The 13,296-nt window shown below is 44.3% G+C and carries 13 protein-coding genes; all 13 read left to right on the forward strand.

The genetic code is table 11. From position 1 onward, the window contains the following. Position 1 precedes the first annotated feature (1 nt). The 13 genes from P1X16_RS02250 (at position 2) to P1X16_RS02310 (ending at position 13,264) form a co-directional block, all read left to right on the forward strand. Positions 2 to 406, forward strand: coding sequence for an FdtA/QdtA family cupin domain-containing protein (locus tag P1X16_RS02250; RefSeq protein ID WP_277225985.1), 405 nt, complete (start codon positions 2 to 4; stop codon positions 404 to 406). Then, positions 394 to 1,344, forward strand: coding sequence for a hypothetical protein (locus P1X16_RS02255; protein ID WP_277225987.1), 951 nt, complete (start codon positions 394 to 396; stop codon positions 1,342 to 1,344). The genes P1X16_RS02250 and P1X16_RS02255 overlap by 13 nt, the downstream gene beginning before the upstream one ends. Positions 1,345 to 1,383: 39 nt before the next feature. Then, the gene (locus tag P1X16_RS02260) at positions 1,384 to 2,334 is read left to right on the forward strand and encodes a glycosyltransferase family 2 protein (protein ID WP_277225988.1); all 951 of its coding nucleotides are present in this window, start codon (positions 1,384 to 1,386) and stop codon (positions 2,332 to 2,334) included. A gap of 188 nt (positions 2,335 to 2,522) precedes the next feature. Further along, the gene (locus tag P1X16_RS02265) at positions 2,523 to 3,626 is read left to right on the forward strand and encodes a DegT/DnrJ/EryC1/StrS family aminotransferase (protein ID WP_277225990.1); all 1,104 of its coding nucleotides are present in this window, start codon (positions 2,523 to 2,525) and stop codon (positions 3,624 to 3,626) included. A 481-nt stretch (positions 3,627 to 4,107) separates the two neighbouring features. Continuing rightward, positions 4,108 to 5,109: an STELLO glycosyltransferase family protein gene (locus P1X16_RS02270; RefSeq protein ID WP_277225991.1), complete on the forward strand. Its 1,002-nt coding sequence runs from the start codon at positions 4,108 to 4,110 to the stop codon at positions 5,107 to 5,109. Between the two features lie 16 nt (positions 5,110 to 5,125). Beyond that, positions 5,126 to 6,109 (forward strand): glycosyltransferase family 2 protein, encoded by a 984-nt coding sequence (locus P1X16_RS02275; RefSeq protein ID WP_277225992.1) that lies wholly within the window; start codon positions 5,126 to 5,128, stop codon positions 6,107 to 6,109. Positions 6,110 to 6,155: 46 nt separating this feature from the next. Next, entirely contained in the window at positions 6,156 to 7,118 is a 963-nt protein-coding gene (locus P1X16_RS02280; protein WP_277229431.1) for a GDP-L-fucose synthase, read from the forward strand. Positions 7,119 to 7,455: 337 nt separating this feature from the next. After that, positions 7,456 to 8,208 (forward strand): ABC transporter permease, encoded by a 753-nt coding sequence (locus tag P1X16_RS02285; protein WP_277225994.1) that lies wholly within the window; start codon positions 7,456 to 7,458, stop codon positions 8,206 to 8,208. Positions 8,209 to 8,291: 83 nt separating this feature from the next. Beyond that, positions 8,292 to 9,560 (forward strand): ABC transporter ATP-binding protein, encoded by a 1,269-nt coding sequence (locus P1X16_RS02290; protein WP_277225996.1) that lies wholly within the window; start codon positions 8,292 to 8,294, stop codon positions 9,558 to 9,560. A gap of 30 nt (positions 9,561 to 9,590) precedes the next feature. Beyond that, the gene (locus P1X16_RS02295) at positions 9,591 to 10,460 is read left to right on the forward strand and encodes an FkbM family methyltransferase (RefSeq protein WP_277225997.1); all 870 of its coding nucleotides are present in this window, start codon (positions 9,591 to 9,593) and stop codon (positions 10,458 to 10,460) included. A 47-nt stretch (positions 10,461 to 10,507) separates the two neighbouring features. Continuing rightward, positions 10,508 to 11,329 carry a glycosyltransferase family A protein gene (locus P1X16_RS02300; protein ID WP_277225999.1) on the forward strand — a complete coding sequence of 274 codons (822 nt, stop codon included), beginning with the start codon at positions 10,508 to 10,510 and terminating at the stop codon, positions 11,327 to 11,329. 19 nt (positions 11,330 to 11,348) lie between these two features. Beyond that, positions 11,349 to 12,230, forward strand: coding sequence for a glycosyltransferase (locus P1X16_RS02305; RefSeq protein WP_277226000.1), 882 nt, complete (start codon positions 11,349 to 11,351; stop codon positions 12,228 to 12,230). A gap of 44 nt (positions 12,231 to 12,274) precedes the next feature. Continuing rightward, a complete protein-coding gene (locus P1X16_RS02310) occupies positions 12,275 to 13,264 on the forward strand; it encodes a glycosyltransferase (RefSeq protein WP_277226002.1) in 990 nt (329 codons plus the stop codon). Positions 13,265 to 13,296 lie beyond the last annotated feature (32 nt).

Genomic DNA, 13,296 nt, shown 5'->3' on the forward strand with positions numbered 1-13,296 from the left:
AATGAAGGTTCCCTACCTAATTGAGTTTCCCAAGGTGGGGGCTTCCGATATTGGCTTTATTTCTATAGCAGAACATCCGCAGTACATTCCTTTCGAAGTAAAGCGCGTTTTTTGGACGTATTACACGCCAGAGAGCGTTCTACGCGGCCGGCATGCGCACCACATCACCGAGCAGGTGCTAGTGGCCGTAGCCGGCCGCATTATTGTTACGGCAGAACAAGCTAATGGTACGGTAGAATTGTTTCGCCTTGAAGACCCGTATGTAGGGCTCTACATTCCTCCAAACGTGTGGCACACCATGCAGTATTCGCACTCAGCGGTACAACTAGTTTTGGCTTCGTCCACTTACGATGAGCAGGACTACATTCGGCAACATGATCAGTTTCGGCAAATATGGAAGGCGTAAATGCCAGTTTACTATCCAAACGGGCGTCTGTACTTCCATTTTATTCTCCCTACAATTTTTTGCGGGATTTGCCCATCGACCCGCAAACTGAAATGTATGGTGCAGGACGTTTTGCTCGGTTTCCTGCCAGTGTGCATGAGCAGATATTCACTTACCAGCAACACGGGCAACAAATACAGATACTGTATACCGCCCTGCCGTGGGATTCTGAGTATTTTGGTGTTCCGACCTTTAAGCTCCTGACTGGTCTTTTTGACCAAGCTGCACCCATGCTCGATCGGGTTGCTGCCCTGCATGCTTGGCAGAGAAAATTAGCCGCCACAGGCGGCTTCTACTGCTTCAGTGAAATTCCTGTAGAGGATACTACCTTATTGCAAACCTTAACTAGTAGTGGTTGGCGACTTATAGAAACTCGCATGCAGTTTTATCACAACCAACTAGAAGAGTTCAGGCAGCCGCGATACGCCGTGCGGGCAGCGCGACTAGAAGAGGCCGAACACATTGGGCAAATTGCAGCGGCGGCTCGCAATTCCTATGACCGGTTTCATGCGGATATGTGGTTTGGCGCTACCCGCGCTGATGCTTTTCTTGCCCGCTATGCTAGTGCTGCAGTGCAAGGTTATTGCGACACTGTGCTCGTACCTAATGAGCCTGATGTTTCAGTCGACTCGTTCTTGGCTATCAGTGACCTTGTAGCTGATGCTTCCAAGCTTGGAGTTGGTTTATCAAGAGTAGTGCTAACTGCAGTGGGGCCGCAGAATAAAGGTTGGCATCAGCGGCTAGTGTCGGAGACTGTGTACCGAGCGCGTGAGCAAGGGGCCCGCTACGTTTTGATGACCACTCAGGCTACCAATCGCGCTGTATTCCGCACATGCGAGAAGCTCGGCTTCAGATTGGGAGGAACTACGCATATTTTAGCCTGCCACCATGCTGCTTAACAGTAGTTTTTCTGCTTGTTTTACTGCCATCTTAGCTCAATGCCCAAGCTTTCCGTCATCGTACCCTGCTATTTCAACGAAGACAACATCCCTGTTACAGTACGGGAACTGATTGCTAACGAAGGCAGATTTCCACCGGAGGTAGAATTTGAATATGTGTTTGTAGATGATGGCTCACGCGACCAAACGCTACAAGCATTGTTAACTGCTCGGAAACAGTATCCCGACCGAATTCAAGTAGTTGAGCTTGTTGGCAATGTAGGTTCCTACAATGCTATTGTGGCCGGTATGGCGCAGGCAGGCGGCGACTGTATGGCCATTATCACGGCCGATATGCAAGACCCGCCTGAACTGATGGTGCAGATGTACCAATACTGGCAACAGGGCTTCAAGCTTGTTATTGGAAACCGCCAAGACCGGCAAGAGACAGGCTTATCAAAGTGGATGTCCGAACTGTTTCATTGGCTGATGAAGCATATGGCCCTGCGCAATATTCCTGACGGAGGATTTGATTTTGTGTTTTTCGATCGGCAGGTTCGTGATGAGATTGTGCGCATGCAGGAGCGCAATAGCAACATTTTTTATTTGATGGTATGGTTAGGCTACTCCTACGTCAATATTCCTTATGTGCGCCGAAAACGAGAAATAGGAAAGTCGCGCTGGACTCTGCAAAAAAAGCTTAAGCTGTTTATTGACTCTTTGCTTTCTTTCTCCTTTTCGCCTATTCGAGCTATTTCGGTTGTAGGGTTGCTATTAGGTGTAACAGCATTATTATATGGTCTGTACGTAATTGGATTGAGGATTTTCGCACCTCAAGGTCCCGCTGGCTGGACTACGCTTATGGTAGTGGTACTGTTCGTATCAGCTTTCCAGATGATTGCGCTTGGTATTATTGGCGAATATGTGTGGCGTGGTATGGACGCCGCGCGTAATAGGCCGCTTTACGTCGTTAAGAACGTGTACAGCACTAGCAAAACGGGGGTACAATAATTCCCCATTTGCTCAACTACCCTGATTACTGACTGGCTTAAGTATAGAAAATGCCGAATAGGTTTTGTGCTACATAAGTACTGCTTGCATTAAAGCAGCCGGCTAACTGTTTATTGAAATTCTAGCCATGCCAATCATGAGCATAGCTGCGCAACATCTTCATATTCTTTTGTCGTCGAAAACTGGCTATGCGTATTCCTTTTCTATCCTTTGCGCCTCAGCATGATCCGCTACGAGAAGAGATTTTGGCGGCTATGGCAGCAGTGTACGACAAGCAGTGGTATATACTGGGCGACGAAGTTCGGGCCTTTGAAGCTTCTTATGCGCATTATAATCAGGTAAGCTATTGCGTGGGAGTAGCTAATGGGTTGGATGCTTTGCACCTAGCACTGAAGGCGTTGCAAGTAGGGCCCGGCGACGAAGTCATAGTACCTAGCAACACATACATTGCTACTTGGTTGGCAGTATCCTTTGTGGGGGCTACCCCAGTACCTGTAGAACCTGACCCTTTTACATACAATCTTAATCCTGCTTGCCTTGAAGCTGCTATAACCCCGCGTACGAAAGGTATTATGCCTGTTCACCTGTATGGCCAGGCTTGCGCCATGGGACCAATTATGGCTATAGCTGAGCGCCATGGATTGTGGGTGGTAGAAGATAATGCCCAGGCCCAGGGTGCCGCGTGGGAGGGAAGACTTACTGGTAGTTTTGGTGCTGTTAACGGAACAAGCTTTTATCCTGGTAAAAACCTAGGTGCTTTAGGGGATGCTGGTGCCGTAACAACTAACAGTGCTGAGTTAGCAACTCGAATACAAACCTTACGCAACTATGGCTCGCAGCAGAAGTACTACAACGAGGTAATTGGGCATAACTCCCGCCTCGATGAGCTGCAAGCTGCAGTACTCAGGGTGAAACTGACTTACCTGCCTATCTGGACCCAACAACGCCAGGAGGTGGCTCGCCTCTATGATCAACACCTTGCGGGCCTTGGCGATTTAATACTACCTACTGTAGCCGCTGGTGCCAACCATGTATATCACTTGTATGTGGTCCGTACGCAGTTTCGAGATGCTCTGCAACAGCATTTAACAAAGTACGGCATAGGCACGCTCATACACTATCCAGTGCCACCGCATAAGCAGCAAGCATATGCTCACATGCATCTTAGTGCTTACCCCATTGCTGATGAACTTGCTGCTACTAGCCTGAGCCTCCCATTGTGGCCGGGTATGCAGCCAGAGCACGTAAGCGAAGTAGCGAGTATCGTGAGCAGCTTCTTTGCAAATCGATAAGTGAAATGAGGCCTCAAAATACAGCCAACATGAGTTTGCTGTAAAAAGCTTTCTTATTGCATTAATCTAAGTGTGTATGTGCTCTTGTTACTCGAAAAATAGTAACAGGCAGGTAGCACTGCGGCTGTAATGTTAGCTACCGACATATATCTGTCAAAGCTAAACAAGATGCTTATTAAACCTATAAAATACTGTTGTAGAGCAATATACAATTAATCGATGCTTACCAAGACACACAGGTGTTGTATAAGATTATAATATGCTGAGCAAGGCATATGGAATGGATCGTCATGGCCTAATATAAGCTGAGGGATTGTTGCTACTTCCGGTTAAATACAAACAAGCAATAAATCTGCTTGCTGAAAATCATCTACCTTTGCGACTCCAAAGCAGTTTCGGTTCTTCCTAAGAAGCGCAATCAAACTCATTTGGTTGTTGCGCCGCCGGATTCGCTGGGTTTTTATCTCATTTAAAAAGTTGCATGAGTACGACTACGAGCATCGTTATCACCTCCATTTTTGCCCCAACTAAAGCGGTTACCAAATTTGCCGGTTTGCCGGATTATCAGTTGGTTGTAGCCGGCGACAAGAAGTCACCTGCTGCCTGGAGTGAGCCGAATGTAGTGTATTTATCAGTGGCCGACCAGGAGGCAATGGGCTTTAAAATGGCCTCAAAGCTGCCTTTCAACCATTATGGCCGCAAAATGATGGGCTACCTGCACGCCATACAGCAAGGAGCGCAGGTAATAGTGGATACCGACGATGACAATATTCCTTACGACGACTGGACGTTCCCGTCGATGGAAGGTGATTTTGCCACTTCGCCGGCCAACAAAGGCTTTGTTAACATATACAAGAATTTCACGAGTCACCATATCTGGCCCCGTGGGTACCCCCTGGACCTCATTCTCAACCAGGACCATAACCTAAAGGAAGAGGAACTGACCACTGAAACCGCAAAAATTGGTATTTGGCAAGGCTTGGCCGACAGCGACCCGGACGTGGATGCCATCTACCGCCTCGTTGACAATACGGAGGTGTTCTTTGATAAGCGGGCGCCTATCGTGCTGGCAGAAGGCACCCTCTGCCCCTTCAACTCGCAAAACACAGCAGTACGCCGCGAACTGTTTCCGTTGCTCTACCTGCCGGCCTACGTTACGTTCCGCTTCACCGACATTCTGCGTGGTCTGGTAGCGCAACCCATTTTGTGGGCGCACGGCTATCGGCTTGGCTTCACCGAAGCCACGGTACTACAGGAGCGCAACCCGCATGATTACGTAAAGGATTTCGAGTCCGAAATTCCGTGCTATCTGCATCCCAACCGTGTAATTGCTGCTGTAACGCGCGCTATCGACAAATCCGTGAGCGTAAGTGAGAATCTACGCCGCGCTTATGCCGAACTGGCCAAAGAAAATATCGTTACGGCGCAAGAAATCGAGCTGCTTGACTTGTGGCTGGCTGATGTGCATGCCTTAACCAACTAAAGGCTGTTCTTAACCTATGCAGGCTTTCCCCTCGCTTTCCGTTATTATCCCTTCCTGGAACCAGGGCCGCTTTATCGAGCGGACGCTACTTAGCATCTTCCGCCAAGACTATCCAGGTGAGGTGCAGGTTATCGTTTCCGATGGGGGCTCTACCGACGAAACGGTCGAGGTACTAAAAAAGTACGACGACCGGCTCACGTGGTGGTCGGCGCGCGACAAAGGTTTTGTGGATGCGGTAACAAAAGGGCTGGCTGCGGCCACCGGCGAAATCCTAGCTATTCAAAGCAGTGACGACTTTTATCTACCAGGCGCTTTCCGGCGCATGGCCGAAGCCTTTCAAAACCACCCCGAAGCTAGCTTTATTTCCGGCGGCGAATATGGCATCGACCTGCACGACAAAATAGAATATGCCAATTCTTTCACCGGACCCATTACTCCGCATTCTATACTCTTTCAGTTCGTGCCGCCTCAGCATGCTACCTTTGTGCGCCGGGAGGTATTAGAGAAAACAGGTGGCATGCGGGTAGAAGTGGATATGTGCGCTGATATTGACCTATGGTATAGGGTAGCTCATTTCGCTCCCGGCTATGCCATTCCCGACATGCTAGCCGCTTACCAGCTGCACCCCGACCAGCGTACCGCTACTTCTCCCAAATGGTATCCTAATCTGGTGAAAATGGTGGAAAGCTGCGAGGAAAACCCCACCTACGGTTCCCAGTTTAAGCTTACTGCGGACGAGCGGCGCAATCTGTATACCTACTGGGAAATCAACTGGACGGCCAAGCGCGACGCCGCCGCTGCCCGGCCTATTGCTTGGGCCAAGTTACCTGGCTTAATGAGCTACAGCTCGCGGACCCGGCGCATGATTCTGGGTTCTACCTTAAGCCCGATAGTGAAAGGCCTGCTGCCTGCTACCTTAGTTCAGACCTTGAGGTCTCAAACTACGGCACCTGTTAGCGCTGCTGCGCCAGTAAACCTAACTTGGTGGAAAACTAACTGATACTCCTTCTCAAACTATTTGATGTGTCGCTAGTGTTTGCGGCGTAATCGGACGAGAAAACAGCCTTTACCTCATGGAACAGAACGCAAAGATTTATGTAGCCGGCCACCGCGGTATGGTGGGCTCCGCCATCCTACGCCGCCTCGAAAAAGCAGGCTACCACAATTTTGTGACGCGCGTATCCTCAGAGCTTGACTTGCGCAACCAAGAAGCTGTAGCCGAGTTTTTCGCTACAGAAAAGCCAGATTACGTAGTACTGGCAGCGGCCAAAGTGGGCGGTATCAATGCCAACAACATCTACCGAGCTGAGTTTCTGTACGACAATCTGATGATTCAAAACAACGTTATTCATCACAGCTACCTCAATGGCGTGAAGAAGTTGTTGTTCTTGGGTTCGTCGTGCATCTATCCCAAAATGGCGCCCCAACCCTTGCAGGAGAATGCCTTGCTAACCGGTGAGCTAGAAAGCACTAACGAGCCGTATGCCATTGCGAAAATTGCGGGCATCAAAATGTGTGACGCCTACCGGAGCCAGTACGGGTGCAATTACATTTCAGCCATGCCCACTAACCTTTATGGGCCTCACGACAATTACGACCTCAAGAACTCACACGTGCTGCCAGCCCTGATTCGCAAGTTTCATGAAGCCAAGCTTAGTGGAGCACCCGAAGTAGAAGTATGGGGCACCGGCACACCTCGCCGTGAGTTCCTGCATGTTGATGATTTGGCTGATGCCTGCTTCTACCTTTTAGAAAACTACAACGAACCCGGCCTCGTGAACGTGGGTACTGGCACCGACCTCAGCATCCGCGAGCTAGCCGAACTGGTACAGCGCATCGTAGGCTACGAAGGAGTTATCCGCTTCAACTCAGATTATCCTGACGGTACTCCGCGCAAGCTGATGGATGTGAGCAAGCTGGCTGAAAAAGGTTGGAAAGCAACTATCAGGCTCGAAGAAGGAGTAGCTGCTGTGTACGCCGACGCTTTCGAGACGGCTCGTCCGGCATAGCCGGAAACGAGATTTAGCAGATTTCAAATAGTAGAGAAGACGAGCTTATCAATCGGCGTTTTGTGCGTTTGGGCTACCTTTGCCTTATAAACGAGGCGTGCGTTAGTGGGAACTTGCTGAGCCATAGAGCTTTGTTTTGGCTGTGGTTGCTTTCAGGCTTACTGAATAAAATCTTATTATCTAACTTATTGTGCAAACCACAGAAGCTTTAGAACAAACCAGATCAACTTCGGGCATTGACTCGTCTAAGGATGAAAGATGGACGGAAATTATCGAGCCGCGGACTGGCCTATTTGACCTGAGGCTAGACGAAGTGTGGCGTTACCGAGACCTGATAATGCTCTTCGTACGGAGAGATTTTGTCTCGACTTATAAACAGACTGTGTTGGGGCCAATATGGTTCTTTATCCAGCCTCTGCTTACCACACTTACCTACGTTATCATCTTTGGCAATGTAGCAAAGCTCTCTACCGATGGCATGCCGCAGCTATTGTTCTACATGGCGGGTATTACGGTCTGGAACTACTTTGCTATAACTCTAACGAACGTTTCGACGGTGTTCACGGCCAATGCAGGCATATTCGGTAAGGTATATTTCCCTCGCCTGACTATGCCGCTCTCTATCGTGCTATCCAACCTAGTGCGTTTTGGAATTCAGCTGGCTCTTTTCGTGGCGCTCTGGGTGTATTACCTACTTGCCGACAGCCGTGTGCAACCTACTTGGCTGCTGATACTCTTGCCGCTGCTGGTGGTACTGATGGGGCTGCTCTCGCTAGGCCTAGGTATGATCTTCAGTGCCCTCACTACGAAGTACCGTGATTTGGCTATGCTGCTTATTTTCGGTGTGCAGTTGTTTATGTATGCTACACCAGTCATCTATCCATTGTCGAGTGTACCGGCCAAGTTCCAATTGCTGCTGCTGGCCAACCCGATGACATCGATTGTGGAAACATTCCGCTATGGCTTCTTAGGATCGGGAACCTTCAACTGGCTACACTTAGCCTACACAACGGTCGTTACGTTGCTGATTTTGGGAGTTGGTATCGTTATTTTCAACAAAGTGCAGAAAAGCTTCACGGATACGGTGTAACCTCATTACCAATATGGCCCCGCTACCGCGGGCATGCCCTGACACAAATAGAGAAAACTGTATTACTGGCCGCATAACCATTGATGAGCGACATTGCTATAAAAGTTGAGAACCTTGGCAAACTCTATCGCCTAGGTGAAGTAGGCACCGGCACCGTTAGCCACGACCTGAATCGCTGGTGGGCTCGCATTCGTGGCAAGGAGGATCCCTTTGGTTTAGTGGGCGAAACAAATGACCGCACTACTAAGGGTATCAGCGACTACGTGTGGTCGTTGAAGGATGTGAACTTCGAGGTGAAACAGGGCGAAGTGTTGGGTATTATCGGTCGTAATGGTGCCGGCAAATCCACATTACTTAAGCTGCTCTCTAAAGTCACTACCCCTACTACGGGACGCATCAAAGTTAATGGCCGCATTGCTTCCTTGTTGGAAGTTGGCACAGGCTTTCATCCAGAGTTGACTGGCCGCGAAAATATATTCCTGAATGGGGCAATCTTGGGCATGACTAAGGCCGAAATCCGGTCAAAATTCGATGAGATTGTCGATTTCTCTGGTGTACAACGTTACATCGATACGCCTGTAAAGCGTTACAGTAGCGGTATGTATGTGCGATTGGCATTTGCTGTAGCAGCTTTTTTAGAACCGGAAATTTTAATCATTGATGAAGTACTAGCAGTAGGTGATGCTGAATTCCAGAAAAAGTGCTTAGGTCGCATGAAAGATGTGAGTGTGAATGATGGACGTACCGTACTTTTTGTAAGTCACGACTTAGGTGCAGTTCAAAATTTATGCAACCGGTCAATATTATTAAGCAAAGGAGTTGTTAGTTATTCAGGCATAACAGATACGGCTGTAGAGAAATACATCAGTGAAAGGAACACTATTCAAAGAATCACAGATCAGTGGACGGCTACGGAGGTTACTCCTGAATCTTCGCTTACTTTGATTGATGCTAAGATTGCTGATATAGTTAGAAGTAGTGGTTCATATCAAATTAAACTAGATATGAGCTATGCTCATTTTGCTAATCATAAGGATGCATTTATAGCAATCGATTTGAGTAATAATGTAGGTACTGTTCTGTTACAAGCCTTACCTACTTTTGAAAAATTTTTAAAATTTAAGGGCGATAGAAAAAGTAAAATAGAAGTAATTATTGATTGTCCTCCTTTAATTCCAGGTGAATATTATCTTAGTTTTTGGGCTGGTTCTCATAATACTGAAACTATAGATTTTAAGAACGAAATTATACGCTTTGAAATAATTGAGTCTCCTACTGAAGGACGCTTATATCCGCACTCTGCTAACCATGGATATATAGTACCTCATTCTAAAGTCTCTATTTTGCAATAGATGAATTTTAAATTGTAAAATAAAAAAGCCATGTCCAAAATAAAAAATGTACTTGCTAAGTGGGGGTTTTTAGATTCAATTAAGCTATTGGCTGGTATTTATGTTGTTAAATTTTATGAAAAAGCAAATAAATTATATGTTAATAATTTTAAATACTTAATTGATGAAAACAAGAAAATAGAAGTTATAAAATCTTTTGGTTATGAAGTTTCAAGGCATGGTAATCTCCTTGAGTTCAGCAATAGAAATGAGAACTTTAAAATATTGTGTAGAAAGCACACAAGCGATGTTGATGTTGTTAAACAGATATTTATTGATGATGAATTCAAAGAGCTTATTGAATTGGTAAGGTTAAAAGGTGTAGTTGTAAAGAATATAATTGATGCGGGTAGTAATATTGGTCTATCTACCATAAGATTTAGTAAAGAGTTTACTGGTTCAAAAGTCTATTCCATAGAGCCTTTCTCTGCTAATTATAATATGCTAGAAAAAAATATAAGAATAAACAACATAGATGCCACGACACTTAAAAGCGGGTTATGGAACAAAAGTACTAAACTCTACTTTGATCGAAGTTTTAGAGATGGTAAAGAGTGGTCTATTTCTTTGACTGAAGAGAATGTAGGAGGAGATTTTGTTGATGCGATAAGTGTTAATGATTTATTAGGTAAGTACAATATTAATCAAATTGATTTATTGAAAATTGATGTAGAAGGAGGCGAAAGATTTATATTTGATGAATATAAAAATTCGTTACATTTCCTCGAAAAAACAAAAGTTATTGCTATTGAACTGCATGATGAGTTTAATGTCTCGGAAGGTATTATAGCAATTCTTCAGAGATATAAATTTGAAATAAGTCGCAGTGGGGAATATGTAATTGGTATAAATAAGTCTTGATTATTTAGGATAGTTCTTTCCAAAGGGTAATGATTGTCGGGCTGTAAATGAAAAATTTGGTATCAATTGTAATTCCTTGTTTTAACCATGGCAAGTATCTTTATGATGCTATCATGAGTGTTGAGCGTTTTTACGGTCTTTATTCTTATGAAATCATAATAGTTAACGACGGATCTACTGATAGCTATACCAATGATATTGTGTCATCCCTGAACAAGGACAAGTATATCGTTATTAATCAAAGTAATCAAGGGCTTGCTGCAGCGAGGAATAATGGAATAAATATAGCATCAGGTGAGTATATAATTCCTTTGGATAGCGATAATATGCTTGAAGAGGCTTATCTAAAGACAGGAGTGGGTATTTTAGAGAAAGATCCATCTGTTGATGTAGTGTACGGTGATGCTATTTTTTTTGGTGATAATGATGGAATAAGGAAAACAGGTCTGAGCGAAGCTGGCTCTTTCGACCTTGTTAGAATACTTAATTCTAATTATATAGATGCATGCGCAATATTTAGAAAGTCAGCATGGAAGAAAGTAGGTGGATATGACGGTAAGATGCCTGCTATGGGCCATGAAGACTGGGAGATGTGGATTCATATATTTCTTTCTGGTGGAAACCTATACTACCTAAACGAAGTGTGCTTTCGCTATAGAATTGTTGTTGGATCAATGTTAGTAACCGACTTAGAGGCTAAACATAAAGCTAATAAAGATTATATTTATAATAAGCATACAAATAGTATCATAAATAATCTTTCGGAGAGTGTTAAGAAATTAGAAGCTAGTAAGCATGAAATTATCAACTACCTTGCTCATTATAAATTAAGGAGTATATTTAAATTAATATTAGGATATAAGTTTTAGTTAGATCAATTAAAGTATTATGATTTCAGTAATCATTTGCTCTCGTGATGACAAAAGCTTGCAATTGGTAAGCAGGAATGTGAAGAGTACAGTTGGTGTGCCTTACGAAATTATAGGGGTTGATAATAGAAAAGGTGAGTATAGTATTTGCCAAGCATACAATATAGGCGCGTCTCAGAGCAAGTATGATATATTATGCTTTATGCATGAAGATATTTGTTTTCACACCCAGGAGTGGGGTAGTATTGTAGAAGATATTTTATCTGACCAAACAGTTGGTGTGTTAGGTGTAGCCGGAAGCGAATACCAAATTAAGGCTCCTTCATCTTGGTGGTCAATTGGTGCTCAATTCAATAGAATTCAGATATTGCAAAAGTTGCCAGGCAAGGATTCTGAATTATTATCAGCTAATCCAAAAGAAACGGGTTTAGCAGATGTCGCAGTGCTAGACGGTCTGTGGTTATGTTCGCGCAAAGACGTGTGGTTGCAGCATAAATTTGATGAAAAGACATTTAAGGATTTTCACTTTTATGATGTAGACTTCTGTGCAAGTATATTTCCTCATTATCGTATTTGTGTCACATTTGATATATTGATAGAGCACTTTTCAAATGGCACAATTAATAAGCCATGGTTAATCAATGCTTTGAAATATCAAGCAAAGTATAAATCCGCTTTGCCTTTCGGTGTAGTGAGTGTTGATAAAGAGCAAAATGCTTTATTAGAGAAAAATGCTACTCATGACTTTGTGAAACGTCTTATTGATATGGGTGCTCCACATAGCTTAATTTTAAGTAATATTGTAAAACTTGCTTCATATAGCTTAACAGATAAACATCTAGTAAATTTGATTAAGAGATACATACGTAATAATATATTAAAAAAGGCTAATGTAGAATAGCTTTTGCTTAAGCTTGAAAATAATTTGATTTTGAATAGTTTGACATGTCACTTAATCGTCCTAAGGTTTCAGTTGTAATTCCAAACTATAACCATGCACTTTACCTGCCGAAAAGGATTGACAGTGTGCTAAATCAAACGTTCTCAGACATTGAGATTATATTGTTGGATGATTGCTCATTAGATAATAGTAGTGAAATAATTAAAAATTATGCTGCGTTAGATAAGAGGATACAGCCAGTATTTAACACTAAAAATAGTGGCAGTGTTTTCAAACAGTGGGAAAAAGGCCTTTCGTTAGCCAAGGGCGAATACGTATGGATAGCAGAAAGTGATGATTTTGCTGAGCTTGACTTTTTGTCAACCCTAATTCCATTACTTGATAACGACGAATCAGTAGCTTTTGCTTATAGCGATTCACGCATAGTTAATGAGAAGGGGGAGCCAATAGGTAAAATATCCGATATAAAAGAGCGTATTTTTAAAACGGATTATTGGGACCATAATTACATTGCAGAGGGTAAAACAGAGCTTCGGCGTTTTTTATCATTGCAATGCACTGTAAATAATGCTAGTGCAGTACTATTCAGACGTAGCAGTATAGAAGCTGCTGGGGGAGTAGATACCAGTTTCCGATACACTGGTGACTGGATGATGTATATAAAGCTGAGTTTGTTAGGCAAAATAGCTTATAAGGCGGCTTGCTTGAACAATTACCGTGAGCATGGAGCAAATGCTAGTAAAGCATCAGAGGCAAATGGCAATCAACTCTACGAACGTCAGAAGTGCTTTGCCTATGTATACCAGTCTAGCGCCTTAGACAATAAGTCGCGCAAGACGATGCTTGCCCAAAGCAGTAACGAGTATATCAAGTTGGTGTATCTAGTGGTGAAAGAACGGCGGCAGCCATTGCGCTTAATGAAAATGATGGGAAATCTTATTAAGATAAGCCCAGCTTATTACGCGCTGGTGCAATATCATTCCCTCAGGCAGGTACAATACCGCGCCTTTAGGGGAATAAATCTATTCGATTGAATAGAGCATAACAGCAGACTATATCTGGTAAG

It is taken from the genome of Hymenobacter sp. YC55 (assembly GCF_029433095.1).
Lineage (GTDB): Bacteria > Bacteroidota > Bacteroidia > Cytophagales > Hymenobacteraceae > Hymenobacter.

What these genes read in the sequence shown, in the direction of transcription:
- P1X16_RS02250 (WP_277225985.1), top strand. Translation starts at nt 2, where the DNA reads ATGAAGGTTCCCTACCTAATTGAGTTTCCCAAGGTGGGGGCTTCCGAT.
- P1X16_RS02255 (WP_277225987.1), top strand. Translation starts at nt 394, where the DNA reads ATGGAAGGCGTAAATGCCAGTTTACTATCCAAACGGGCGTCTGTACTT.
- P1X16_RS02260 (WP_277225988.1), top strand. Translation starts at nt 1,384, where the DNA reads ATGCCCAAGCTTTCCGTCATCGTACCCTGCTATTTCAACGAAGACAAC.
- P1X16_RS02265 (WP_277225990.1), top strand. Translation starts at nt 2,523, where the DNA reads ATGCGTATTCCTTTTCTATCCTTTGCGCCTCAGCATGATCCGCTACGA.
- P1X16_RS02270 (WP_277225991.1), top strand. Translation starts at nt 4,108, where the DNA reads ATGAGTACGACTACGAGCATCGTTATCACCTCCATTTTTGCCCCAACT.
- P1X16_RS02275 (WP_277225992.1), top strand. Translation starts at nt 5,126, where the DNA reads ATGCAGGCTTTCCCCTCGCTTTCCGTTATTATCCCTTCCTGGAACCAG.
- P1X16_RS02285 (WP_277225994.1), top strand. Translation starts at nt 7,456, where the DNA reads ATGCTCTTCGTACGGAGAGATTTTGTCTCGACTTATAAACAGACTGTG.
- P1X16_RS02290 (WP_277225996.1), top strand. Translation starts at nt 8,292, where the DNA reads ATGAGCGACATTGCTATAAAAGTTGAGAACCTTGGCAAACTCTATCGC.
- P1X16_RS02295 (WP_277225997.1), top strand. Translation starts at nt 9,591, where the DNA reads ATGTCCAAAATAAAAAATGTACTTGCTAAGTGGGGGTTTTTAGATTCA.
- P1X16_RS02300 (WP_277225999.1), top strand. Translation starts at nt 10,508, where the DNA reads ATGAAAAATTTGGTATCAATTGTAATTCCTTGTTTTAACCATGGCAAG.
- P1X16_RS02305 (WP_277226000.1), top strand. Translation starts at nt 11,349, where the DNA reads ATGATTTCAGTAATCATTTGCTCTCGTGATGACAAAAGCTTGCAATTG.
- P1X16_RS02310 (WP_277226002.1), top strand. Translation starts at nt 12,275, where the DNA reads ATGTCACTTAATCGTCCTAAGGTTTCAGTTGTAATTCCAAACTATAAC.